Raw genomic sequence first — 24,591 nt, forward strand, 5'->3', positions numbered from 1 at the left:
GGTGGCGGTTCAGGAGAGTCGAACTTAGCGGGGCGGCGGCAGCCGAGGCAAGCGCGGCCGGCCATGTCGCGAGTGTGACCGGGTTGGCACAGGCGCTGTCGACCGGTGCCGGTGGCGAGCACGCAATGGCGCATGGTCCGCCGCGGGCGCGCTGCTACAATGCGCGCCGATCACGCCGTGGCACGGCGCGGGCGGACCGCGGGGACGGGTCCACGTGGGGAGCCACGATCTCAAATCTCATCGTCGGGAGTGGGCGTCATGAAGAAAGTGATTTTTGGTGTCGCGCTGGCCTTGGGCGGCATCGGACTGGCCGGGGGCGCGCTGGCGCAGGGTGGCAAGCCGTCGATCGGCGTCGCGGAATTCAAGAACGAATCGGGCGCCGGCTGGTGGCGCGGCGGCGTGGGCTGGGAGCTGTCGGGCATGCTCAGCAACGAGCTGGCCTCGCTGGGCTCGTTCCGCGTGGTCGAGCGCAACAAGCTCGAGTCGGTGCTCGAAGAACAGAACCTCGCCGCGTCCGGCCGCGTCAGCGCCGGCACCGGCGCCAAGATCGGCAAGCTGACCGGCGCCCAGTACCTGGTCATGGGTACGGTCACCGCCTACGAGGAGAACACCGCCAGCACCGGCGGCGGCCTCAGCTTCAAGGGCATCTCGCTCGGCGGCAAGAAGAGCGATGCGTATCTGGCGGTCGACGTCCGCGTCGTCAATACGACGACCGGCGAGGTCGACTACTCGCGCACGATCGAGGGCCGCAGCTCCGGCGGCGGCGTCAGCGTCGGCGTGTTCCGCGGCGGCTTCGGCGGTGCGCTCGCGAACGAGTCCAAGACCCCGGCCGGCAAGGCGATCCGCGCCGCCCTGGTCGAGATCACCGACTACCTGGACTGCGTGATGGTCCAGCGCGACGGCTGCGAGGCGGAGTTCGGCGCCAAGGAGCGCAAGCGCCGCGACAGCAACAAGAAGGCGCTCAAGCTCGACTGACGCGCCGCAGGGCCCGGGCGCAGGCGCCCGGGCTTCGATCGGCAAAGAAAAAGGCGGGCGTTCGCACTCCCGCCTTTTTCTTTGGTTTCGTCCGGTCGCAGAACCGATCGATGGTCGATGCTGTCCCCGCCGCTGTTGCCGTTGGCTGTTGGTGCGCCGGAAGCGAGACGAGCCAGGCGCGGCAAACCTGCCGCCGGTCTCAGCGCGGCCCGCGATTGCCGCCGCCGCGTCCGCGCGAGGCATTGCCGCCACCGGCCGGGCGCGGCCGGTTGCCGCCCGGACGCGGTGCGTTGCCGCTCGGGCGTGGGCCATTGCCGCCCGGCCGCGGTCCGTTGCCACCGGGACGCGGCCCGCCGCCGCCTGGCCGCGGTCCGCTGTTGCCGCCCGGACGCGGCCCATTGCCGGGCCGCGCGCCACGGCCGCCTTCCGCGTCGCGGCTGCGCGGCGCGCCGCGCCCGTAGGGGCTGTTGGACGGCGGGTAGGCCGTGCTGTTGCCGTCGACCTGGCGGGTCGGCACGGCGCGATTGCCGTCGCGGCCGCCGCCGCCGCCGTGCGGCGAGTCGGACGAGCCGAAGCTGCCCTGCGGCAGCGCCTGGCCCGGACCGGGACCGCGGCGCGGCTTGCGCGCCGGAGCGTTGCCCGACTCGGGGAACCAGCTGCGCAGCACGGCCGGATTGATGCCCGGATCGGCGAACGCCGGCTGTGCATTGGCATGCGGCGCCTGGCGTTGCGGCCGGCCGGCACCGCCGGCCGGCTTGCCGCCGCGCGGACCGCCCGGACCGCCCGGACCGCCCGGGCGCTTGCCGGGGCCGCGCGCATTCGGATTGCCGCCGGGACCGCGGCCGGGTCCGGCCTGGGCACGGCGCTTCTTGCCGGGCTTGCCCGAGGGCGCGCGCCAGCCGTCGTCGCGGATGCGGTCGAACGCCGCGAACTCGCGCGCCTCGTCGTTGCGTGCCGCGGTCCAGGCCTGCTGGGCGCGCGGATCGGGCCGGAACTCGGTCGGGCCGGCGCGGCGCTGGCCGATGACCGGCGCCAGGGTCAGACGCGGTGCCGCCTCGGGCGCGCCGGCCGCCTCGCGCAGCTTGCGCACCGCATCGGCGCCGAGCGGCTCGGACTGGCCGCGCTTGAGCAGGCGCGGCAGCTCGACGTTGGCGTAGCGTACGCGCTTGAGGCGGCTGACCATCAGGCCCTGCGATTCCCACATGCGGCGCACCTCGCGGTTGCGGCCTTCGCGGATCACGATGCGGAACCAGGAATGGCTGCCGCTGCGGCTGATCACGCCGACTTCGTCGAAATGCGCGGGTCCGTCCTCGAGCTCGACGCCGCTGCGCAGGCGCTCGACGACCTCGTCGGGCACCTCGCCGTGGACGCGGCAGATGTACTCGCGCTCGAGCTCCGAGCGCGGATGCATCAGCGCATTGGCCAGATCGCCGTCGGTCGTCAGCAGCAGCAGGCCGGTGGTGTTGATGTCGAGGCGGCCGACCGCGATCCAGCGCGCGCCCTTGATGCGCGGCAGCTGCTCGAACACGGTGGGCCGGCCTTCCGGATCCTCGCGCGTGATGACGACGCCTTCGGGCTTGTTGTAGACCAGCACCTGGGCCTGCTCGGCGCTGTCGGTGACGACGACGAAGCGCTTGCCGTCGATTTCGACGCGATCGCCGACGCGCACGCTGGAGCCCAGGGTCGCGACGGTCGCATTGACCTGGATCTCGCCCGACTCGATGCGCTGCTCGAGCAGGCGGCGCGAGCCGAGCCCGGCGGTCGCCAGCACCTTGTGCAGGCGTTCCTCGAGCGTCGGGGCGGTGGAGTCGCTGCGCTTGAGCGACAGAACGGAACGGGACGTGGTCATGCAGTGGGCTCGGTGGGGTCGGGACGACGGGACGCGTCCGCGGAGGTAGGGCCGTCGATTGCGGCTTCGGGGTCGGAGAGGGCAGCGGCGTCTGACGGCGCTGCGTCGGCGGGCGCTTCGGCCTCGCTCTCGGGTTCGGAATCGTGATCGGACTCGGCCTCGGCGCCGGACTCGACGGCCTGCGAAGGCACGTCGTCATCGGACGCGCCGGCGTCGCCGGCCGGGGCCGCGAGGTCGGACGCTGCGGCCGCGCCGTCATCGCCGTCGGCCGCCGGCGCGGCCGCCAGCGCGGCTCCGGCTGCCTCGGCGAGCGCCTCGGCCTCGGCCGGCGGCGCGCCGTCCTCGCCGATCGGCGCCAGGGCCAGCTGCGGATCGAGCTCGTCGATGTCGTGCAGATCGCTCAGCGGCGGCAGCTCGTCCAGGGACTTGAGGTTGAAGTAGTCGAGGAATCCGCGCGTGGTGCCGAACAGCGCCGGTCGCCCCGGCACGTCGCGGTGGCCGACGACGCGGATCCACTCGCGCTCCTCGAGCGTGCGCACGATGTTGCTCGAGACCGCCACGCCGCGGATCTGCTCGATCTCGGCGCGCGTGATCGGCTGCCGGTACGCGATCAGCGCCAGCGTCTCGAGCAGGGCGCGCGTGTAGCGCGCCGGCCGTTCGGTCCACAGCCGCGAAATCCACGGATGGACGTCCTGGCGCACCTGATAGCGGAAGCCCGAGCTGACCTCGATCAGCTCGACGCCGCGCTCGGCGCAGTCGGCCTGCAGCGCCTCGATCGTGCGCGCCAGCGCGTCGTGGCCCGGCGCCTCGCCTTCGGGGAACAGCGCCGCCAGCTGCACCAGCGACAGCGGATTGGACGCGGCCAGCAGAGCGGCTTCGACGATGCGTTTCAAGGTGTCCGGTTCGTTCATGCGATAGGTTCGATGGGCGGGCTCGGCGCGGCGGCAGGCTGGGTCGACGAAGGCGGGCCGTGCGATGCGCTCACTCGGCGGTCGCCAGCGACTTGATGTAGATCGGTGCGAGCGGCTCGTCCTGGACGATCTCGACCAGGCGCTCCTTGGCCAGCTCGAGCACCGCCAGAAACGTGACGACCACGCCCTGGCGGCCTTCCTCGGGCGTGAACAGGCTCTCGAACGCGTGGAACGCGCCGTCGCCGAGGCTGCCGAGCACGTCGCTCATGCGGTTGCGCACCGACAGCGCCTCGCGCTGGATCGCGTGATGGCCGAACAGCTCGGCGCGCTTGAGCACGTCCTTGAGCGCCAGCAGCAGTTCGCGCAGCTCGACCGGCGGCGGCAGCTTGATGATATTGCGGTCCGGCACATGGGCCGCAGCCACGGCGGTGTCGCGTTCCAGGCGCGGCAGCTGGTCGATGTCCTCGGCGGCCTTCTTGAAGCGCTCGTACTCCTGCAGGCGGCGCACCAGTTCGGCGCGCGGATCCACTTCCACGCCGTCCTCGGCGGGCGGGCGCGGCAGCAGCAGGCGCGACTTGATCTCGGCCAGGATCGCGGCCATGACCAGGTACTCGGCGGCGAGCTCGAGCTTGAGCTCGGTCATCATCTCGATGTAGTCCACGTACTGCCGCGTGATGTCGGCGATCGGGATGTCGAGGATGTCAAGGTTCTGGCGGCGGATCAGGTACAGCAGCAGGTCGAGCGGTCCTTCGAACGCGTCGAGGATCACCTCGAGCGCGTCGGGCGGGATGTACAGATCCTGCGGCATCTCCAGCACCGGCTGGCCGCGCACGATCGCCAGCGGCATTTCCTGCTGCTGGGGAACCGGTGAGAACGCGTTCTCGCGCTCGCTCTGACTGGAAGATTCGGTCGTCTGGATGTTCATGCCCGATCCGCCGCGTCCTCGTCGCCTCACGGCGCGGACGGTGCACAGATCCCGTGTTTCGATCGCGTTGCGGCGTACGGCTGCGATCGCCTGGAAGGCGGCGCTCCGCGCGAAGCCGTCAACAGCCGCGATCCGAACCCCTCGTCCGGTCGGCGGCCAACGTTCTGGAACTCAATGGGCCGGCGGGAGTAGCGGCGCCTTGTCCGGCGCTGTGTGGATGCTTGAGACGGCATCCGATCCCGAAGGTTGTCGCGAGGTTACGCTTTTGCTGCAGGCAAGTCCAGCTTTCGTGCAAGGTCCGCGCGGGACGATCCCGCCGCTGCGCGATCGCTGCGGCGCGCGCCCTCGTCGCGTCCGTCGCCGGCGCAGCGGTCGCGGCGACGAGGGCATGCTGGGCGGCGCTGCCGATCGGCTACCATGTGCGGCCGCGGCTGCCGGTGCGGCAGCTCAAGCTCATCAGGAAACCGCTCAGCATGTGGTACGCCATCGTCGGAACCGACGTCGCCGATTCCCTCTCGCGCCGGCAGCAGGCGCGTCCGGCCCATCTGGCGCGTCTGACCGCGTTGCACGAAGCCGGCCGCCTGCTGCTGGCCGGCCCGTTCCCGGCGATCGATTCGCCCGATCCGGGACCGGCCGGCTTCACCGGCAGTCTGATCGTCGCGGAGTTTGCGGACCTGGACGCCGCGCGCGCCTGGGCCGATGCCGATCCGTACCTGGCCGCCGGCGTCTACCGCGAGGTCAGCGTGCGGCCGTTCCGGCCGGTGCTGCCGTGAGCGAGGCCGCTGCCGGCCGCGTCGAGCGGATCCGCGTCGCGCTGACGGCCGCGCTGGCGCCGGCCGAGCTCGAGGTCCGCGACGACAGCCACCGTCACGTCGGTCACGCCGGTGCGCGCGACGGGCGCGGCCATTTCCATGTCCGCATCGTCAGCGGCGCGTTTGCCGGGCAGGGTGCGATCGCGCGCCATCGGGCAATATATGCCGCGCTCGGCGCGCTGATGCAGACCGACATCCACGCGCTGGCGATCGACGCCCGCACCCCCGAGGAGGCCTGATGCTCGCTGCTCCACACCGCCGTTTCGCTGTTTCGTCGCTGGTTCTCGCGCTCGCCCTCGCCGGTTGCGGCGGGGGAGGCTCATCGGACTCCGCCGCGGTGATCCAGCTCCGGGCCGAGCCCGCGGTCGCCGTCATCAACGGGCAACAGGTGCCGCAGTCGCTGCTCGAGGCGCTCGCCAAGCTGCGCCAGCTCGACCTGTCCAAGCCCGAGGATTACGAGAAGGCCTTCAAGGAGCTGACCGAGTACGTCCTGCTGGCGCAGGAGGCCAAGCGCGAGAAGCTCGCCGACGATCCCGCCTACGCGGCCAGCGTCGAGGTCGGCCGCCTGCAGGCGGTCGCCAACGCCTCGGTGCTCGCGCTGCGCGCCAAGGCGCAGATCGATCCCAGCATCCTGATGGCCGACTACGAGGATCAGCTGGCCAAGGTCGGCAAGTTCAGCTACGACCTGACCCAGCTGGTGTTCGCGACCGAGGAAGAGGCGCTCAAGGCGGCCGGCGAAGTCGTCGCCGGAAAGCCGTTCGGCACCGTCTTCAACGAATACAACGGGTCGGCCCGCCAGGCGCGCTCGTTCGCGCAGATGCGCCTGCCGCAGCTGCCGGCCGACATCGCCGCCGCGTTGCAGACGCTCAAGGCCGGCGAGACGATGAAGGTGCCGGTGCAGACCCAGGCCGGCTGGCATCTGATACACGTCGACAAGATCGAGCCGTTCGTGGCGCCGCCGTTCGAGCGCGTCCGCGACGCGATCCGCGACCGCATGGCCGCCCAGCTGGTCGACGAGCGCGTGGCCAAGCTGCGCGAGGAAGCGGACATCGAGCTGATCGGTCAGGCGCCCAAGCCGGCCGAGCCGGCTGCCGCCGAACCCGCCGCCGCGGGCGACAAGAAGGACTGATCCGCACCGATGCGATTGAGCGCGATCAAGCTGTCGGGGTTCAAGTCGTTCGTCGATCCGACCACGCTGCACCTGCCGACCAACATGACCGCGATCGTCGGTCCGAACGGCTGCGGCAAGTCCAACATCATCGACGCGATCCGATGGGTGCTCGGCGAGAGCGCGGCCAGCCGTCTGCGCGGCGACGCGCTGACCGACGTGATCTTCTCGGGCTCGTCCGGACGCAAGCCGGTCGGCAGCGCGACGGTCGAGCTGATCTTCGACAACAGCGACGGCACCCTGCTCGGCGAGTACGCCGGCTACAACGAGATCTCGATCAAGCGCAGCGTCTCGCGCGACGGGCAGTCGCAGTATTTCCTCAACGGCGGGCGCTGCCGCCGCCGCGACATCACCGACGTCTTCCTCGGCACCGGACTGGGGCCGCGCAGCTACTCGATCATCGAGCAGGGCATGATCAGCCAGATCATCGAGGCCGATCCCGAGCAGTTGCGCAGCCATCTGGAGGAAGCGGCCGGCATCTCCAAGTACAAGGAGCGCCGCAAGGAGACCGAGAGCCGCATCAAGGCCACGCGCGAGAACCTCGACCGCGTGCGCGACGTGCGCGACGAGGTCGACAAGCAGCTCGAGCATCTCAAGCGCCAGGCGCGTGCCGCCGAGCGCTGGCAGGAATACAAGGCCGAGCAGAAGAAGAAGGAAGCCGAGCTCAAGGCGTTGACGCTGCGCGAGGCGCAGGCGGAACTCGAAGGCCGTTCCGGCGCGCTGCGCGCGGTGGAGCTGGAGATCGAGAAGCATCTGGCCGACCAGCGCGACCGCGAGGCGAAGATCGAGGCCTGCCGCGAGCGCCACGTCGCCGCCAGCGAGCATCTGAACGGCGTCCAGGGCGAGGTCTACCGCGTCGGCGCCGACATCGCGCGCGTCGAGCAGCAGATCCGCCACAATCGCGAGATGGCCGATCAGCTGGTCCGGGCGCGCGAGGAGACCGACCGCGCGCATGCGCAGATCGCCGAGCACATCGCGACCGACGTCGAGCGCATCGAGGAACTGCGCGGCGCGCTGGCCGATCACGAGCCGCGCCTGGCCGAGCTGCGCGACAGCGACGAATCGACCGCCGAGGCGATGCGTGCGGCCGAGACCCGGCTCGCCGAATGGCAGTCCCTCTGGGACGCCCACGCCACCGCCAGCTCCGAGGCCGCGCAGGCGGCCGAGGTCGAGCGGACGCGCCTGGACTACATCGACCGCCAGTGCGTGGAGGCCGACAGGCGGCGCGAGGCGCTGCAGGCCGAGCGAGCCGCGGCCGACCTCGGCGAGCTCGGCCGCGTGCTCGAGGCGCTGCAGGCCGACCACGACGGACTGCGCGAACAGGTCGAGACCCATACCGCGGCGCTCGACGAGCGCCGGCTGGTGCTCGAGCAGGCGCTCGAACACGAACGCGGCGTGCAGGCCCTGCTGAGCGGCCGCCGCGGCGAGCTCGAGAAGACGCGCGGCCGGCTGGCCTCGCTCGAGGCGCTGCAGCAGGCGGCCCTGGCCGAGCACGACGTCGCGCTGAAGACCTGGCTGGACCGGATGGGACTGGGACAGGCGCGCCGGCTCGGCGCGTCGCTCGACGTCGACGGTGGCTGGGAGCGTGCGGTCGAGACCGTGCTCGACGGCTGGCTCGAGGCGGTCCTGGTCGATGCGCCGAGCGATTACGCCGACGCGGTCGCCGATCTGGCCGAGGCCGATCTGACCCTGATCGCCGACGCGGACGCCGATGCGCACGCGCTCGACGCCGCCGGCAGCCTGGCCGCGCACGTGCGCGGTCCGGCCGCGGCGCGGCGGCGCCTGGCCCGCGTGCGCACGACCGACAACCTGGCGGCGGCGCGTGCGCTGGTGAGCGCTCTGGCGCCCGACGAATCGGTCGTGACGCCGGCCGGCGAATGGCTGGGGCCGGGCTTCGCGCGGATCGCGCGCGGCGGCGGCGCCCAGGTCGGCGTGCTGGCGCGCGAACGCGAGATCCAGGCGCTGCAGCAGCGCCTGGAGGAACTCGAGCACGAGATCGAAGAGACCACCGGCCGCGTCGACGACGGCAAGCTGGCGCGGATCGAGGCCGAGCGTCTGCGCGACGACGCGCAGCGCGAGCTCTACACCGCGCATCGGCGCCTGGCCGAACTGGCCGGTCAGCTGCAGAGCCAGCGCGGCCGCCTCGGCACCGCGCAGGAGCGCATCGAGCGCATCGACGCCGAGCTCGGCGAACTGGTCGGCAAGCTCGACGAGGATCGCGCCCGTGCGCGCGAGGCGCGCGGCCGGCTCGAAGTCGCGCTGTCGAAGATGGGCGACCTCGAACAGCAGCGTCAGACGCTCGAGGGTGAGCGGCGGCGCCTGCTCGAAGCGCGCGAGGAAGCGCGCATGAATGCGCGCGAGGCGCGCGAGCAGGCGCATCAGCTGGCACTGTCGATCGAAGCCAAGCGCTCGTCGCTGAGCTCGCTGGAACAGGCCCTGCAGCGCCTGCACGGCCAGTTCGCGCAGCTCGAGGCACGCCAGGCCGAGATCGCCGCCCAGCTGGCGTCGAGCCACGACCCGATGGCCGATCTGGACGCCGAGCGCCAGACCTATCTGGACCAGCGCCTGCTGGTCGACCGGCAACTGGTCGAGGCGCGCAAGGCGCTGGAAGATTGCGACGTCGAGCTGCGCCGTCTCGAGCAGGAGCGCCACACGCTCGAACGCACGCTCAACGAGCAGCGCGAGCGGCTCGCCGATCTGCGCCTCAACGAGCAGGAGAACAAGCTGCGCGCGCAGGCGCTGATCGCGGCGATCAGCGAGGCCGGCTTCGCGATCGAGGAGATCGTGCAGACGCTGCCCGAGCACGCCGACCTGGCGCAATGGCAGGCCGATCTGGCCGATCTGGGCCAGAAGATCGCCCGGCTCGAACCGGTCAACCTGGCCGCGATCCAGGAATACGAGGAGCAGTCGCAGCGCAAGGACTACCTCGACACGCAGCTGACCGATCTCACCGCCGCGCTGGAGACGCTCGAGGGCGCGATCCAGAAGATCGACAAGGAAACGCGCCAGCGCTTCCGCGAGACCTTCGAGCGCGTCAATGCCGGCGTCCAGGAGCTGTTCCCGCGCCTGTTCGGCGGCGGCCATGCCTATCTGGAGCTGACCGGCGACGATCTGCTGTCGACCGGCGTGTCGATCATGGCGCGGCCGCCCGGCAAGCGCGTGACCTCGATCTCGCTGCTGTCCGGCGGCGAGAAGGCCCTGACCGCGGTATCGCTGGTGTTCTCGATCTTCCGGCTCAATCCGGCGCCGTTCTGTCTGCTCGACGAGGTCGACGCGCCGCTCGACGAGGCCAACGTCGGCCGCTTCTCGAACATGGTCGGCGAGATGAGCGAGCGCGTGCAGTTCATCTTCGTCACGCACAACAAGAGCACGATGGAAGCGGCGCGCCAGCTGTGCGGCGTGACGATGCGCGAGCCGGGCGTGTCGCGGCTGGTCCAGGTCGACCTGGCCGAGGCCGCCAAGCTCGCCGGCGCGGCATGACCGCGATGGGACGCGCGGCCGTGCCGATCCGGACATCGATCGACCGAATGCCGATCGTTCCGGCGGGCGCTGCGCGCAGCCGAGGCGCAGGCGCTGCCCGCGCGGTGACCGAAGTCCGTCGGGCGGACCGCGATACGATCGGGGTCGCGGCGACCGCCGGCGTCCCGGCCCGTCCGCCGCAACGGCGCTATACGAGGAGCACGTGATGGAGCAGCAGGCGCTCAGTCCCACCGAGCTGCGCGTGATCATCGCCGTGATCGGCGTGATCGCATTCGCACTGATCTACCTGTTCGGCCGGCCGCGCAGGCCCGGGCAGGGCAAGCGCACGCCGGCGCGTCCGGCCGAGGGCGCGCGCGTCGAGCCGGTGTTCGGCGAGGTCGGCGGCGACGGCAGCGAAGCCGAAGCGGGCGAGCCGAGCCAGGGCGAGCTGCCGGTGTCGCTGGATGCCGACGAAGCGCCGTCGCCGGCCGCGCCGCGCCGCTCGACGCTCGGCGCGCGGCCGCAAGGCCAGATCGAGCGCATCGTGACGCTCTACGTCTCGGCGCGCGCCGGTCAGACGATGGCCGGCACCGATCTGGTCGTCGCGGCCGAGAAGGCCGGGCTGCAGTTCGGCGACATGGGCATCTTCCATCGCCTCGCGCCCGGCAAGGCCGAGCAGGGGCCGGTATTCAGCATGGCGCAGATAACGCGGCCGGGCAGCTTCGACATGGCACGGATCGACCAGCTCACCACGCCCGGCGTGACGTTGTTCATGACGCTGCCTGGGCCGGTGCCGGCCCTCGATGCCTGGGAGGCGATGCTGCCGGCCGCGCAACGGCTCGCCGAGCTGCTCGACGGCGTCGTGCTCGACGAGCAGCGCAATGCGCTCGGCCGTCAGCGCGTGGCCCATCTGCGCGACGAACTGCGCGCCTGGGACCGCGAGCAGGAACGCAACCAGATCCGCCCGCACTGGTAGCGCGGCGCCGCCGCGCCGGCGCTCAGTGCCGGTCGAGCGACTTCAGCCGCAGCGTGATGGTCTCGTTCTTCTTGCCGTCGACCTGCTCGATCTGCACCGGCAGCCAGCCGATCGACGCGGCGAACCAGCTGGTCGATACCCGCGGTCCGTGTTCGCGCGACACGCGCACCGCGCGGAATTCGCCGGCCGGGACGTGCACCGCTTCCTCGCCCTGCCGCGCGTAGTGCAGGGTTTCGATCCCGTCCATGCCGGCGACCGGATAGTCCAACGCCGATGCGCCGCGCGCCAGGTCGGCCGCGATCGCCAGCGTGACGGCATGACGGTCGAGCGTTCCGGCCGGCAGCCGATAGCGTCTGGTGTGGTCCTGGTCGCTCATCTGGACCTCGCCGCGATCCCAGTCGAATGCGCCGCGGCGCGTGCGCTTCTTCAGCAGCGCGTCCTGCCGATACTCGTAGGCCGTGCTCTCCAGGCGTTCGTTGCGCCAGCGCAGCCGTGACTGCTCGGTCACGTCCAGTCCGGCCACCTTGGCCAGGCCCTGGGTGCCTTGCGTACGCGAGCGGAACGCCCAGACGCCATCGCCCTCGGCGTCGAGCTCGAGAGTCGCGCTGCCCAGCTCGCTGCCGTTGCGCGAGACGCTGTACTCGGCATGGAAAGGCTGCAACGGCGGTGCCGGCGGCGCGGCCAGCGCCGATCCGGCGGCCAGGCACGCAATCAGAAAGTACGGGTTCACGGAGGGCTCCGATACGACGCGCGGCAGTCTGCGCGACCGCGGCTGAACCGATGCCCGGGCCGCCGGACCGAGGGCTGCGCGCCGACCACCTGGCGGCAGCGCGCGACGCGGGCAGGCGGCGGCGCCGCGCGACAGCCGCGACCGGCGATCGGTCGGACACGCCGGGCAGCGCGCGTCCGATCCGCGGCCGGCCGCTGCGTATCCATCGGCTCTTTTTGCAAAAGCGCGAAATTGCTACGCGCCGGCACGCACTCGCTCGATTAGACTGCGCGCGTCGGCGCATGGAGGGGCAGGCCGCCCGCTGCCGACTCGAACAGCGGCCTTTGAGGGGGATTGCCATGTTTCGTCTTACTCGTGCGCCGGTGCGCCGCGCAGCGTCCGTACGGGTGCGCGATCGCGCGCGCCTGATCGCAGCGATCGTCGCGATCGCTGCGGTATCTGCGCTCCACGCGCAGACGATCGTGCCCAATGCCTATCTGCATACCGAACTTCCGCCGTGGGCGGCGTTTCAGTCGGCTGCGCCCGATCCGGTCGGTAGCGGAGAGGCACCGGTCTGGCAGTCCCCGCCCGATGTCGACGGCAACCCGGCCTCCGGATCGGTGCGCATCCATCTGGCGCCGTCCGTGCAGGACGCGGCCTCGGGCATCGCCCAGTGCGTCGACTTCGCGGTACCGACCAGCGTGTCGTTTCTCAACTACGGCATGGCGTTCCGGGCACCGACCGCCGCCACGCTCGATGGCAGCATGAGCGCGGTCGTCGAGGTTCGCCTGTACGCCGATCCGGGATGCACCGGCTTCCTCAGCGGCGGCACGCAGGGCCAGGCCCTGGTCGCCGGCTCGCCGCCGGCCGAAACCTGGTACCGCATCGCCGACAACGGCTTCGTACCGAACGATGCGCCGGTGATGGCGGCCAGCGCCCAGGTTCGCGGCTACCTGCGCCAGACCGGCACGCAGCCTGCGCAAACCGATTACGCGATCCATCTCGACCACTTCGTGCTCGTGCTGAACAGCACGACGCCGGTCGAGCTGATCCGCTTCCAGGTCGACTGAGGAGAGGCGCCGTGAATCATTCGATCCTGCGCAGCGCGATGCTTGCGCTGCTCGCCACGGCCGCGTTCGGCGCTTCCGCCGCGCCCTGTCCGATCACCACGATCGCGCCTGCCGAGGCGCTGCCCGATGCGACCGTCGGCGCGAACTACGCGCAGCCGTTCACCGCGCAGAGCGATACCGGGCTGCCGTTCGCGTTCTCGATCACCAGCGGACTGCCCCCCGGCAGCGGTCTTGGCCTGACCGCGACCGGCACCGCCTCGGCGGAGCTGGCCGGCACGCCGAGCCAGGTCGGCCAGTATGTGCTGACCGTGACGGCGACCGATGCGTCCGGCTGCAGCGGCGGGCGTACCTATGCGCTCGACGTCGTGCAGGGCACGCAGACGATCGCCTTCACGTCCACCGCACCGGTCGATGCGACGATCGGCGGCGCGCCGTACCTGGCGTCGGCCAGCGCCACCTCGGGTCTGCCGGTGGCGCTGTCGATCGATCCGGCGGCCAGCGCCGTGTGTACGCTCACGGGGTCCGGCGTCACGTTTCAGGGCGCCGGCACCTGCGTGATCAATGCGGACCAGCCCGGCGATGCGAACTACGCGCCGGCGCCGCAGGTGCAGCAGTCCTTCGCGGTCGGCCTGGCCAGCCAGACGATCACGTTCACCTCGACCGCGCCGGACGATGCCGCCGTCGGCGGTCCGTCCTACACGGTATCGGCGAGCGCGTCCTCGGGCCTGCCGGTGGCGCTGTCGATCGATCCGTCGGCCGATACGGTCTGCGCGGTCGCCGGTTCGGTCGTGTCGTTCCACGGCGCGGGCACCTGCGTGATCAATGCCGACCAGCCCGGCGATGCGACCCACGCGCCGGCACCGCAGGCGCAGCAGTCGTTCGCGGTCGCGCAGGGCGCCCAGACGATCGTCTTCACGTCGACCGCTCCGGCCGACGCCGTCGTCGGCGGCCCGGCCTATGCCGCATCGGCGAGCGCGTCCTCCGGCCTGCCGGTGACGCTGTCGATCGACCCGTCGGCCGGTACCGTTTGCACGATCGCCGGCTCGGTCGTGTCGTTCCATGGCAGCGGCACCTGCGTGATCAATGCGGACCAGCCCGGCGATGCGGACTACGCGCCGGCCCCGCAGGTGCAGCAGTCCTTCGCGGTCGGCCTGACCAGCCAGACGATCACGTTCACCTCCACCGTCCCGGCGGGCGCCGCCGTCGGCGGTCCGTCCTATACGGTGTCGGCGAGCGCGTCCTCGGGCCTGCCGGTGGCGTTGTCGATCGATCCGGCAGCCGGCGCGGTCTGCGCGATCGCCGGTTCGGTCGTGTCGTTCCACGGCGCGGGTACCTGCGTGATCAATGCGAACCAGCCCGGCGATGCGACCTACGCGCCGGCACCGCAGGTGCAGCAGTCGTTCGCGGTCGGGCCGGGTGCGCAGACGATCGTCTTCACGTCCGCCGCGCCGCCGGGCGCCGCCGTCGGCGGTCCGTCCTACACGGTATCGGCGAGCGCGTCCTCGGGCCTGCCGGTGGCGCTGTCGATCGATCCGGCGGCGGGCGCGGTCTGCTCGATCGCCGGCTCGGTGGTCTCGTTCCAGGGCGCCGGTACCTGCCTGATCAACGCGAACCAGCCCGGCAACGCCCACTACCTGCCGGCCCCGCAGGTGCAGCAGGGCTTTGCGGTCGGACCCGGCGCTCAGACGATCACGTTCACGACGCCGGCACCGACCGCCGCCGCCGTCGCCGGCGCCCCCTATGCGGTCGCCGCCAGTGCGACCTCGGGCCTGCCGGTGACGCTGTCGATCGACGCCGCCGCGGCCGCGGTCTGCTCGATCAGCGGCACGACGGTCAGTTTCCAGGGTGCCGGCACCTGCATCGTCAACGCCGACCAGGCCGGCAGTCCGGACTGGAATCCGGCGCCGCGGGCTCAGCAGAGTTTCGCGGTCGCTCGCGGTAGCCAGACCATCGTCTTCACATCGGCGGCGCCGACCGCCGCCGTGGTCGCCGGCGCGACCTACGCGGTTGCCGCGAGCGCGACGTCGGGCCTGCCGGTGACGTTCGCGATCGACGCCGCCGCAGCCGCAGTCTGTTCGATCAGCGGCACGACGGTCAGCTTCCAGGGTGCCGGCACCTGCATCGTCAACGCCGACCAGGCCGGCAGCCCGGACTGGAATCCGGCGCCGCAGGTCCAGCAGAGTTTCGCGGTCGGGCAGGGCGCGCAGACGATCAGCTTCACCTCGACGCCGCCGTCCGGCGCCTTCGTCGGCGCCGCCACCTATACGGTCACGGCGACGGCAAGCTCGGGCCTGCCGGTCGCATTCTCGATCGACGCGAGCGCGGCCGCGGTCTGCACGATCAGCGGCGCTGCCGTGTCGTTCATCGGTGCCGGTACCTGCGTCGTCAACGCCAACCAGGCCGGCGACGCGAACTGGAGCCCGGCGCCGCAGGTGCAGCAGAGCTTCGGCGTACTGGCCTGCATCGCGCTCGACGTCGGCGAGGTGCGGCATCTGGCCGCCGGCGCCGTGCCGTGCGTGTTCAATGCAAGCGGCACCGATGCCGAGTACACGTTCCTGCCGATCAACTTCGGCGATACCGGCGAGGTGACGCTGAGCCTGACCGGCAGCGGCGTCGATCCCGTGACCGGCCCGCCGACACCGCGCCCGGCCAACGAGGGCCTGAAGCTCGCGCCGCTGCACGCCGCCGATGTGAGCGATGCGCATGGGGACGTACCGCCCATGGCGCTTCCGCTTGGCCGGCCGCCACAGCCGTCGGATCTCATCGAGCCGCTGCGCGGCAGCGTCACGCCGCTGGTGCCGGGGCAACTGGTCGACATCAACGCCGCCGTCGGCGGCTGCACGGCCGCGCCGGACATGCGCAAGGGGCGCGTCGAGGCGGTCACCACGCAACAATGGCCCGGCCAGCCGCTGCTGTATGCGGTGCAGGAAGTCGTCGAGACCACGCCGGGCGCGGGCGACTGGCATCCGCCGGTCATCGGTGGCTACGCGCTGGCCGATTTCCGCGCGATCATCGATGCGTTCGTGATGGAGCCGCCCGGCGACACGTCGGCCGCCAGCGGTACGCTGGGTGCGCTGCCGCGAACCGGCGCGATGGGCCTGGCGCGCGACAATCTCGGTCTGGTGACCGATATCGACGCCAACGGCGGCGTGATCCTGTTCTACACGCCCAAGATGAACGAGCTGAGCCCCCCGGCGAGCTCGAGCGTGGTGCAGGGCATGTTCCAGCCGCGCGACATGTTCTCGACGGCCAGCTGCCCGAGCAGCAACGAGAGCGAGATCCTCTATCTGATGGTGCCGGACCCGACCGGCAGCGTGAACAGCAACGTGCGTACGCTCAGCTCCACGTTCGGCAACGCAGTGCCGACCCTGGTGCATCACTTCACGCATCTGAGCAGCGGCTGGCGCCGCATCTACCTCAACGGCGGGGCGCCGCTCGAGGAGATGTGGCTGGACGAGGCGATCGCCTGGCAGATGCAGGAGCTGCTGTTCTTCAACATCTCGGTGGGCCTGGCACCGCGTACGAACGTGGCATTGGCGAACCTGACCACCGGGCCCAACGCCTCGCGGCGCGTGGCGGCCTTCAACACCTACCAGAACGCGATGTACGGCCACGACCGCACCTGGTTCTATCAGCTCAACGGCACGAACGGCAACCGCCGCGTCGGCCCGCTGCTGCGTCATCCGGCCTCGACCGGCACGTCGCCGACCGTGCACGAGAACGCCGCGCAGAACTTCTCGCCGACCTATACGTTCCTGCGCTACATGCTCGACCGCAGGAACACCGGCGACGCGGCCCTGCTCAACGCACTGGTCAACAGCAACGCGACCGGCCTGGCCAACCTGCAGGCCGTGTTCGGCGCGTCGCCGCGCGACTGGGCGCGCGATTTCCTCGTCGCCGTGTACGCCGACGACGCCGTCGCAGGCGTGCAGCCCGAGTACAGCTTGCCGACCTGGAACTACCGGTCGGTCTATACCGGCCTGAGCGGCTATCCGCTGGTCACCAATCAGCTGACCGATGACACGCCGCTGACGTTCACGCTGCGGCCGGGCGGCGGCACGCGCTACGCACGCTTCGGCGTTGCGGCCGGCGAGTCGGCCTCGCTGACGTTGACGGAAGGCGGCGCCACGCCCAACGAGAACGTCGTGACGTCGATCCTGCGCACGAAGTAGGAACGCGTGCACCGTCCGCCCGGGTGTCGGGCGGACGGTGCCGCTGCTTGCGTCACGAGGGCGGTAGAAATCTGGCGTCGGGCGCGGAGCGCCGGATGCCGCGTACCGATGCCCGGCGTTGCCTGGACGTATCTCGGAAACGGCAGTCAGCCGCGCGCGAGTCCGCCGGCTTCCAGCTGCAACGGCCGCGGCAGCGCCTGGCCGTCCAGGCACACGCCGGTGCCATCGAGCGCGATCCGCCCGCGTGCGATCAGGTCGATCACGGCCGGCAGCAGGCGATGCTCCTCGACCAGCAGGCGCGCGGCCAGCGTTTCGGGCGTGTCGCCAGGTGCGACCGCGAGCGTGGCCTGCGCGATCACCGGCCCGGCGTCGAGCTCGGCGCCGACGTAGTGCACGCTGGCGCCGTGGAACGCATCGCCGGACGTCAGGGCGCGGCGGTGCGTGTCCAGGCCCGGATACTTGGGCAGCAGCGACGGATGGATGTTGATGATCCGTCCGGTCCAGGGCGCGATCACGGCCGGGTCTAGGATCCGCAGAAAGCCGGCCAGCACCAGCAGGTCCGGCCGGTAGGCGGCCAGTTCGGCGAACAGCGCGCGGTCGAAGCCGGCCCGGTCGGCGAAGTCGCGCGGCCGCAGCGCCACGGTCGGGATGCCGAGCGCGCGAGCCGCGGCGACCGCGGCGCAGCCGGGGCGGTCCGAGAACAGCGCTGCGATGCGGACCGGCAAGCGGCCGTCGCGGACCGCTTCGACCAGGGCGAGGAAGTTGCTGCCGCGGCCGGACGCGAAGACGACGAGGCGCGGCGGCTCAGGCGATGCGGACACGCTCGTCGCCGCCGGCGGCGACGATCTCGCCGATCGTCACGGCCGGGAGGCCCAGCGTCTCGAGTGCGTCGACCGTCGCGCCGGCCTGCGAGCGCGGCACGATCAACACGTAGCCGATGCCGCAATTGAACGTGCGCCACATCTCGGTGCGCTCGACCTTGCCCTCGCGCTGCAGCCACTCGAACACCGTCGGCAGCTTCCAGGCGCTGCTCTCGATCGCGACGCCGAGGCCGTCCGGCACCACCCGGATGATGTTCTCCTGCAGGCCGCCGCCGGTGATGTGGGCCATGCCGTGCACGGTCTGCTGCTGCATCAGCTTCAGCACCGGCTTGACGTAGATCGTCGTCGGCGCCATCAGCGCATCGGCCAGCGAGGTGCCGTCCAGATCCAGATCGAACGGCCCGCCGGCCCGCTCGACGATGCGCCGGATCAGCGAATAGCCATTGGAATGCGGACCGCTGGAACGGATGCCGACGATCGCGTCACCGGCCTGGATGCGGCGCCCGTCGATCAGCGCGAGCTTCTCGACGGCGCCGACGCAGAAGCCGGCCAGGTCGTACTCGCCGGGCGGATACATGTCCGGCATCTCGGCGGTCTCGCCGCCGACCAGTGCGCAGCCGGCCAGTTCGCAGCCCCGGGCGATGCCGCCGACGACGCTGACCGTGGTGTCGACGTCGAGCTTGCCGGTCGCGAAGTAGTCGAGGAAGAACAGCGGTTCGGCGCCCTGGACCAGCACGTCGTTGACGCACATGCCGACCAGGTCGATGCCGATCGTGTCGTGGCGGCCGAGCGTCTGCGCCAGCTTGAGCTTGGTGCCGACGCCGTCGGTGCCGGACACCAGCACAGGATCGCGGTAGCGCGCGCCGAGTTCGAACAGCGCGCCGAAGCCGCCGAGGCCGGCCATGACCTCGGGCCGGAACGTCCGCTTGACCAGCGGTTTGATGCGCTCGACGACGGCGTTGCCGGCATCGATGTCGACGCCGGCGGCGCGGTAGGTGAGGGCTTCGGTCGCGTTGGCCATGTTCGCTGGGTCGGCGCGAGGGGCGCGCATGATAGCAGCGTCGCGCCCCGGCGTGCCAAGGCGGCGCGCGGGCGCGCGGCGGCGCCAATTGGACGCGGCAGCGCGCTTTGGGCAGACTGCCAGCCCCTTCAGGATGCCGGACCTCGCCGATGCCGCTGCGGCTGACTGTATTCCTCGCGTTGATCGTGGTCTGCGTGGTCGCCTCGGCGCCCGCGCACGGCGCCGGCCGCTATACCGGGCAGGCCCCGGTCGGCTCGCAGGGCGATGCCGACCGCGGGCCGGCATTGGCCCAGGCGATGATCCAGGTACTGACCCGCCTCGGTGGCGACGAGCGGCTGGCCGACCGCGGCGACGTCGCGCGCGAGGCCGCGCAGGCCTCGGCCTACGTACTGCAGTACCAGTACCGGCGCGAACCCGCTACGGACGGCACGCCGACGCTGATGCTGGTCGCCGAGTTCGACCCGGCCGCGATCGGCGCCGTATTGCAGCGGCTCGGCGTCGACACCGCGCAGGCCGATCGCGGCGCGCCGAGCGAGGTGCGGCTGTGGATCGGCGGCATCCGCTCGGCCGAGGACTACGCGCGCGTGCTGCGCTATCTGGGCAGTCTCGAACTGGTGCGCCAGGCCGGTGCGGTCGAGGCGCGCGGCGACGGCATGCTGATGCGCGTCGCGCTGACGGTCGGCCTGCCGTATTTCCTGTCCACGGTCGACACCGGTGCGCTGCTGACCGTCGTCGACGGACGCCCGCCGGTCGACGGCGTCGATGCGACCCTGATCCTGGGCCGCTGATCGGCCGCTGTGCTGCGCCAGCTGCCCAATCTGATCACCGCCGCGCGCATCGCGCTGGTGGCGCCGCTGGCATGGCTGATCGCGCACCGGGACTACCGCGTCGCGCTGGTGGTGCTGGTGATCGCCGCGCTCAGCGACGCGGTCGACGGCTTTCTGGCCAAGCGCTTCGGCTGGCAGACCTGGATCGGCGGCATGCTCGATCCGATCGCCGACAAGCTGATGCTGATGGCCAGCTTCGTCGCGCTCGGCATCGCCGGCGGCGTGCCGTCGTGGCTGCCGGTGCTGGTGATCGGGCGCGATCTGGTCATCGTGCTCGGCGCGTTCGGCTATCACCGGCTGATCGGCCGCTTCGACGCCGCGCCGACGCGCCTGTCCAAGCTGACGACCCTGGTGCAGATCGCGTTCCTCGTGCTCGAATTGATCGGCCTGGCCGGACTGACCGCGATTCCGGAACCGCTGCGCGCGGCGGCGCTGTGGATCGTCGTGCTGCTGACGGTGACCAGCGGACTGGACTACGTGCTGACCTGGGGGCGGCGCGCCTGGCAGGCGCGGCGCCGGCCGTGACGCCGTCCGTGGGGATTCTTCGAAGGATGTCGACGCGATGACCGACAACCGGCTGGACGTGCGCTGGAAGTGGCTGATCCTGGTCGCGGCGATCGGCTATCTGCTGTACCTGCTCGGCCCGGTGCTGTCGCCGTTCGTCGCCGCGGCGCTGTTCTCGTACCTGTTCAATCCGGTGGTCGAGATGCTCGAGCGCCGCGGCGTCAACCGTTCGCTCGGGGTCAGCGTCGTCTTCATCGTGCTGGCGCTGGCGCTGGTCGGCATCGTGCTGGTGCTGATCCCGTTCATCGAACGCCAGATCGCCAACTTCCTCGAGCAGCTGCCGCGCTGGACCGCTTGGGCGCAGAACGTCGCCTCGCCGTGGGTCGAGGAGCGCTTCGGCATCAGCCTCGGCAGCTTCGATACGCAGGGCATCGTCGGCATGCTGCAGGCGCACTGGCGCGAAGCGGGCGGCTTCGCCGCCGGTGTCGTCGCCGGCGTGTCCAAGTCCGGCTTCGCGGTGCTCGGCTGGGTTCTCAACCTGGTGATCGTGCCGGTCGCGGCGTTCTATCTGCTGCGCGACTGGAACATCGTCGTCGACCGCGTGCACGCGCTGATTCCGCGCTCGATCGAGCCGGTCGTGGTGCGCCTCGCGCGCGAGTCGGACGAGACGCTCGGCGGCTTCCTGCGCGGACAGCTCAGCGTGATGATCGTGCTCGGCGTGATCTACGGCCTCGGCCTGTGGATGGCCGGCATCAGCGTCGGACCGCTGATCGGCATGATCGCCGGCCTGATCAGCTTCGTGCCGTATCTGGGTGCGATCGTCGGCGTCGGCATCGGCATCATCGCGGCGCTCGTGCAGTATCAGGACTGGTTCCACGTCGTCCTGGTGCTGATCGTGTTCGCGATCGGCCAGACGCTGGAAGGCTACGTGCTGGTGCCCAAGCTGGTCGGCGACCGCATCGGCATGCATCCGGTCGCGGTGATGTTCGCGATCCTGGCCGGCGGCCAGTTGTTCGGCTTCGTCGGCGTGCTGCTGGCGCTGCCGATCGCGGCGATCGTCATGGTGCTGCTGCGCTACGCCTACGAGCGCTACACGCAGAGCGAGATGTACCGGGATGCGCCGGAGGGGCCGCAGATCGTCGTGGTCGGCGATGCGGCGGCGCCGGCCGCACCGGTCCAGACCCCGATCGTGAGCGGCTCGCCGTCCATCGGCGAGCCGCCGGCCGGCGCATGAGCGCGCAGATTCCGCTGTCGCTGCGCTGGCCGTCCTGGCTGCGCCTGGAGCAGTTCGACGCGAGCGGAGCGAGCCAGGGCACCACGGCCGCGCTGGAGGCGGCCGCACGCGACGCGCAGGCGCCGTGGGTCTTCGTGTCCGGGCCGGGCGGCAGCGGCAAGACGCATCTGCTGGTCGGCACCTGCCATGCCGCGCAGACGTGCGGGCGCCGCGCGCAGTACCTCGACATCGGCGAGCTCGCCGCGCCGCGCGCCGAGCGGCTGCGTGCGCTCGGCGGCAGCGACCTGCTGGCGCTCGACGGCGTCGACGCGCTGGCCGGCACGCCGGCCGACGAGCATGCGCTGTTCGATCTCTACAACCGCTGCCGTGCCGAGGGCAGCGTGCTGGTGTTCGCGGCCGCCGCGCCGCCCGCGCTGCTGCCGCTGGGACTGCCCGATCTGCGCTCGCGGCTCGCCGCATGCGTGCAGGGACGGCTCAAGCCGCTCGACGAAGGCGCGCGTCGCGCGCTGCTGCAGGCACGCGCCGCGGCGCGCGGCATCGAGCTCGACGAGGCCGTGCTGGACTGGTTGTTCGCGCATCAGGCGCGCGACCTCGGCACCTTGACCGGCCTGCTCGAACGGATCGACCGCGCCGCGCTGGCCGCGCAGCGGCGCGTGACGATTCCGTTCCTGCGCCAGCTGCTGGCCGCGCCGCGCTGAGCGTGGCGCATCGGCGATGCACGCACCGGTCGGTGTGCGTCCGCTGCCGATCGGGCGGATGTCTCAGGCGTGCGTGGCGTTTCCGATGTGGATCAGCGCGCCGAACGCGCCGTCTGTTATGACCGGGCCCCGGCGGCCGTGTTTCGACGCGTCGCGCCGGTCGCCGGTCGTCAACCGCCGGCGAGCGCGGCCTGCGCCGCGGCCAGCCGCTCGGGCGTGCCGATGTCGTACCAGCGTCCGGCATGGCGCTGCCCGCCGATGCGTCCGCTGCGCATCGCGCGGATCAGCAGCGGTGCCAGCTTGAAGCGCGGCGGCTGCGCGTCCGCACCGGCGTCGTCCGCGCCGAATGCGCCGCGCCAGTCGGCGAACAGCGCGGCGCGGTAGACGCCGATGCCGGCATAGGTCAGCTTCGCGGTGCCGGTCTCGCGCACGCGGTCGCCGTCCAACGCGAAGTCGCCGCCGCTGCCGGCCGGCGGCGGCACCAGCACGAGGTGCGCGAGGTCTTCGCCGAGCGGCGGCAGGGCGGCGAGATCGACGTCGCTCCAGACGTCGCCGTTGACCAGGATGAACGGCTCGTCGCCGAGCCACGGCAGCGCATTGAGCATGCCGCCGCCGGTCTCGAGCGGTTCGGCGCCTTCGTGGCGGTAGCGGATCGTCAGGCCCCAGCGCGTGCCGTCGCCGAGCGCAGGCGCGAACTGCTCGGCCAGATGCGAGGTGTTGATGACGACCTCGCGCACGCCGGCCGCGGCCAGCGCGTCCAGGTGCCGCTCGGCCAGGCGCCGGCCGGCCACCGGCAGCAGCGGCTTGGGCGTATGGTCGGTCAGCGGCCGCAGACGCTCGCCGCGTCCAGCCGCGAAGATCATCGCGCGCTCGGGCATCTAGTCCGCGTCCGTCGGCGCGACGCGCTTCAGCAGGTCGGCCAGCGCGGCGAATTCCGGATAGGCCGGCAGCACCTCGAACAGATAGCCGAAGAAGCGCGGCACGTCGGTCAGGTAGCGCGGCTTGCCGTCGCGATGGCCGATCCGCGCGAAGATGCCGATGACCTTCAGGTGGCGCTGCATGCCGATCCAGTCGGCGTCGCGGCGGAACTGCGCCCAGGCCGGCACCGGCACGCCGGCGGTGGTGGCCTGCGCGTGGTAGCTGCGCAGCCAGGCCTCCACGTCGTCCGCCTGCCAGGACGCGAACGCGTCCTTGACCAGACAGATCGGGTCGTAGGCGATCGGGCCGCGGCCGGCGTCCTGGAAGTCGAGCAGGCCCGGCAGCGCCGACGCGCCGACCGGCGGCATCAGATTGCGCAGCATGTAGTCGCGGTGGACCAGTACCTGCGGCTGCGCCAGCGCGGCATCGACCAGGCGCGCGCGCGCGTCGAGCCAGGTCGCGCGGTCGGCGTCGGACAGGACGATGCCGCGGTGCCGGCCGAGGTACCAGTCGACGAACAGGTCGAGCTCGGCCTCGAGCGGGCCGCGGTCGTACGGCGGCAGCCAGTCCGGCGCCGGCACCTGCTGCAGCCGCACCAGCAGCGCGATCGCCGCCTCGACGTGCGGCCCCGGCGCGGCGCCGGCCTGGATCGTCTCCAGGCAGGTCCGTTCGCCGAGGTCCGACAGCAGCACGAAGCCCTGTTCGAGATCGCTGGCGAGCACCTCCGGCACCGGCAGGCCGTGCTCGGCGAGCAGGGCGCCGATGCGCAGGAACGGGCCGCACTCGACCTTGTCGGGCGGCGCGTCCATCAGCACGCGCGAAGGCTCGCCGGACACGCGCACGCGCCAGTAGCTGCGGAAGCCGGCGTCGGACGAGGCCGGGACGATGGTGAGCTCCCTGCCGTGCAGGTGGAGTTCGGCGAAGCGGCGCAGCGCCTGCTGGCGGTCGAGGGAAGACAGCATCGAGAAGAGGTCGGATCGGAAAGGCAGGGCAGTCTAGCCGAGGGCCGGTTTGACCGGGCGGATCAAAAACAGTACCATTTCGGTCCGTTTTCAATCCGTTCGATCGCGATGCTGCGCGTCAGCAAGCTCACCGACTACGCCACCGTGGTGATGACCGTCCTGGCTTCGGCCGATGGCGGCGTTCTGAGCGCGCAGGGCCTGGCCGAACGCGCGCATCTGGAGCCGCCGACCGTCAGCAAGCTGCTCAAGCAGCTCGGCCATGCCGGGCTGGTCGAGTCGTTCCGCGGCGTCAACGGCGGCTACCGGCTGGCCCGTGCACCGCAGGCGATCACGGTCGCCGAGATCGTCACTGCGATCGAGGGACCGATCGGCATGACCGAGTGCAGCGTGCACAGCGGTCAGTGCGGACACGAGGCCCACTGCGGCGTCCGCGTCAACTGGCGGCGCATCAGCCAGGCGATCGAGCATGCGCTCGACAGCGTGACCCTGGCCGACATGGTCAAGCCCGTTCCGCCCACGCTGCGCGCACCGATCCCGGTGCGCGTGTCCGTCACCTGAATCTGCAAGGCAGCCCCTCCGT

The 24,591-nt window shown here is 71.5% G+C and carries 21 protein-coding genes; 13 read left to right on the top strand and 8 right to left on the bottom strand.

All coding sequences use genetic code 11. The annotated features are described in order from the left end of the window. Positions 1–258: 258 nt before the first annotated feature. Positions 259–975: a CsgG/HfaB family protein gene (locus VMR06_RS00360; protein WP_325371816.1), complete on the top strand. Its 717-nt coding sequence runs from the start codon at positions 259–261 to the stop codon at positions 973–975. Positions 976–1,174: 199 nt separating this feature from the next. Here the strand turns inward: VMR06_RS00360 and VMR06_RS00365 are convergent, their stop codons facing one another. From VMR06_RS00365 to VMR06_RS00375, 3 genes are all read right to left on the bottom strand, one after another. Further along, positions 1,175–2,824: a pseudouridine synthase gene (locus VMR06_RS00365; protein ID WP_325371818.1), complete on the bottom strand. Its 1,650-nt coding sequence runs from the start codon at positions 2,822–2,824 to the stop codon at positions 1,175–1,177. Further along, a complete protein-coding gene (gene scpB, locus VMR06_RS00370; RefSeq protein WP_325371820.1) occupies positions 2,821–3,735 on the bottom strand; it encodes an SMC-Scp complex subunit ScpB in 915 nt (304 codons plus the stop codon). The genes VMR06_RS00365 and scpB overlap by 4 nt, the downstream gene beginning before the upstream one ends. 70 nt (positions 3,736–3,805) lie before the next feature. Further along, positions 3,806–4,660, bottom strand: a complete 855-nt coding sequence (locus tag VMR06_RS00375) for a ScpA family protein (RefSeq protein WP_325371821.1) — start codon at positions 4,658–4,660, stop codon at positions 3,806–3,808. A 473-nt stretch (positions 4,661–5,133) separates the two neighbouring features. Here VMR06_RS00375 and VMR06_RS00380 point away from each other — a divergent pair, with 473 nt between their 5' ends. The 5 genes from VMR06_RS00380 (at position 5,134) to zipA (ending at position 11,075) form a co-directional block, all read left to right on the top strand. Next, complete coding sequence (locus tag VMR06_RS00380) at positions 5,134–5,433, top strand: YciI family protein (protein WP_325371823.1); 300 nt, start codon at positions 5,134–5,136, stop codon at positions 5,431–5,433. Continuing rightward, a complete protein-coding gene (locus tag VMR06_RS00385; RefSeq protein ID WP_325371825.1) occupies positions 5,430–5,711 on the top strand; it encodes a BolA family protein in 282 nt (93 codons plus the stop codon). Before VMR06_RS00380 ends, VMR06_RS00385 begins: the two co-directional genes overlap by 4 nt. 98 nt (positions 5,712–5,809) lie before the next feature. Further along, entirely contained in the window at positions 5,810–6,601 is a 792-nt protein-coding gene (locus VMR06_RS00390) for a peptidylprolyl isomerase (protein WP_325371827.1), read from the top strand. 9 nt (positions 6,602–6,610) lie between these two features. Further along, positions 6,611–10,120: a chromosome segregation protein SMC gene (gene smc / locus VMR06_RS00395; RefSeq protein ID WP_325371829.1), complete on the top strand. Its 3,510-nt coding sequence runs from the start codon at positions 6,611–6,613 to the stop codon at positions 10,118–10,120. A 205-nt stretch (positions 10,121–10,325) separates the two neighbouring features. Next, on the top strand, positions 10,326–11,075 hold the full coding sequence (gene zipA / locus VMR06_RS00400; RefSeq protein WP_325371831.1) for a cell division protein ZipA: 750 nt from the start codon (positions 10,326–10,328) through the stop codon (positions 11,073–11,075). 22 nt (positions 11,076–11,097) lie between these two features. Here the strand turns inward: zipA and VMR06_RS00405 are convergent, their stop codons facing one another. Next, positions 11,098–11,805 (bottom strand): DUF3108 domain-containing protein, encoded by a 708-nt coding sequence (locus VMR06_RS00405; RefSeq protein ID WP_325371833.1) that lies wholly within the window; start codon positions 11,803–11,805, stop codon positions 11,098–11,100. A gap of 338 nt (positions 11,806–12,143) precedes the next feature. Between VMR06_RS00405 and VMR06_RS00410 the strand changes: the two genes are divergently transcribed. Both VMR06_RS00410 and VMR06_RS00415 read left to right on the top strand, forming a co-directional pair. Then, complete coding sequence (locus tag VMR06_RS00410) at positions 12,144–12,854, top strand: hypothetical protein (protein WP_325371835.1); 711 nt, start codon at positions 12,144–12,146, stop codon at positions 12,852–12,854. Positions 12,855–12,865: 11 nt separating this feature from the next. Beyond that, complete coding sequence (locus tag VMR06_RS00415; protein WP_325371837.1) at positions 12,866–17,026, top strand: putative Ig domain-containing protein; 4,161 nt, start codon at positions 12,866–12,868, stop codon at positions 17,024–17,026. A gap of 146 nt (positions 17,027–17,172) precedes the next feature. Here VMR06_RS00415 and purN read toward each other — a convergent pair whose 3' ends face one another. Further along, positions 17,173–17,847, bottom strand: a complete 675-nt coding sequence (purN, locus tag VMR06_RS00420) for a phosphoribosylglycinamide formyltransferase (protein ID WP_325371839.1) — start codon at positions 17,845–17,847, stop codon at positions 17,173–17,175. Continuing rightward, entirely contained in the window at positions 17,831–18,868 is a 1,038-nt protein-coding gene (purM, locus tag VMR06_RS00425; RefSeq protein ID WP_325371841.1) for a phosphoribosylformylglycinamidine cyclo-ligase, read from the bottom strand. The genes purN and purM overlap by 17 nt, the downstream gene beginning before the upstream one ends. 149 nt (positions 18,869–19,017) lie before the next feature. Between purM and VMR06_RS00430 the strand changes: the two genes are divergently transcribed. Genes VMR06_RS00430 through hda form a run of 4 tightly spaced genes read left to right on the top strand, consistent with a single transcriptional unit; the run spans position 19,018 to position 22,131 of the window. Beyond that, positions 19,018–19,656 carry a DUF2066 domain-containing protein gene (locus VMR06_RS00430; protein ID WP_325371843.1) on the top strand — a complete coding sequence of 213 codons (639 nt, stop codon included), beginning with the start codon at positions 19,018–19,020 and terminating at the stop codon, positions 19,654–19,656. A 9-nt stretch (positions 19,657–19,665) separates the two neighbouring features. Then, positions 19,666–20,220 carry a CDP-alcohol phosphatidyltransferase family protein gene (locus tag VMR06_RS00435; RefSeq protein ID WP_325371846.1) on the top strand — a complete coding sequence of 185 codons (555 nt, stop codon included), beginning with the start codon at positions 19,666–19,668 and terminating at the stop codon, positions 20,218–20,220. Between the two features lie 37 nt (positions 20,221–20,257). Next, positions 20,258–21,433 (top strand): AI-2E family transporter, encoded by a 1,176-nt coding sequence (locus tag VMR06_RS00440; protein ID WP_325371848.1) that lies wholly within the window; start codon positions 20,258–20,260, stop codon positions 21,431–21,433. After that, complete coding sequence (gene hda, locus VMR06_RS00445) at positions 21,430–22,131, top strand: DnaA regulatory inactivator Hda (RefSeq protein WP_325371850.1); 702 nt, start codon at positions 21,430–21,432, stop codon at positions 22,129–22,131. Before VMR06_RS00440 ends, hda begins: the two co-directional genes overlap by 4 nt. Positions 22,132–22,301: 170 nt before the next feature. On the opposite strand, the gene VMR06_RS00450 is transcribed toward hda, so the two are convergent. Next, positions 22,302–22,994: a nucleotidyltransferase family protein gene (locus VMR06_RS00450; RefSeq protein ID WP_325371852.1), complete on the bottom strand. Its 693-nt coding sequence runs from the start codon at positions 22,992–22,994 to the stop codon at positions 22,302–22,304. Between the two features lie 15 nt (positions 22,995–23,009). After that, positions 23,010–24,011, bottom strand: coding sequence for an aminoglycoside phosphotransferase family protein (locus VMR06_RS00455; RefSeq protein WP_325371854.1), 1,002 nt, complete (start codon positions 24,009–24,011; stop codon positions 23,010–23,012). A gap of 108 nt (positions 24,012–24,119) precedes the next feature. Here VMR06_RS00455 and VMR06_RS00460 point away from each other — a divergent pair, with 108 nt between their 5' ends. Continuing rightward, positions 24,120–24,569, top strand: coding sequence for an SUF system Fe-S cluster assembly regulator (locus VMR06_RS00460; protein ID WP_325371856.1), 450 nt, complete (start codon positions 24,120–24,122; stop codon positions 24,567–24,569). The last annotated feature ends 22 nt before the right edge of the window (positions 24,570–24,591 follow it).

It is taken from the genome of Dokdonella sp. (genome assembly GCF_035511235.1).
Classification (GTDB): domain Bacteria; phylum Pseudomonadota; class Gammaproteobacteria; order Xanthomonadales; family Rhodanobacteraceae; genus Dokdonella.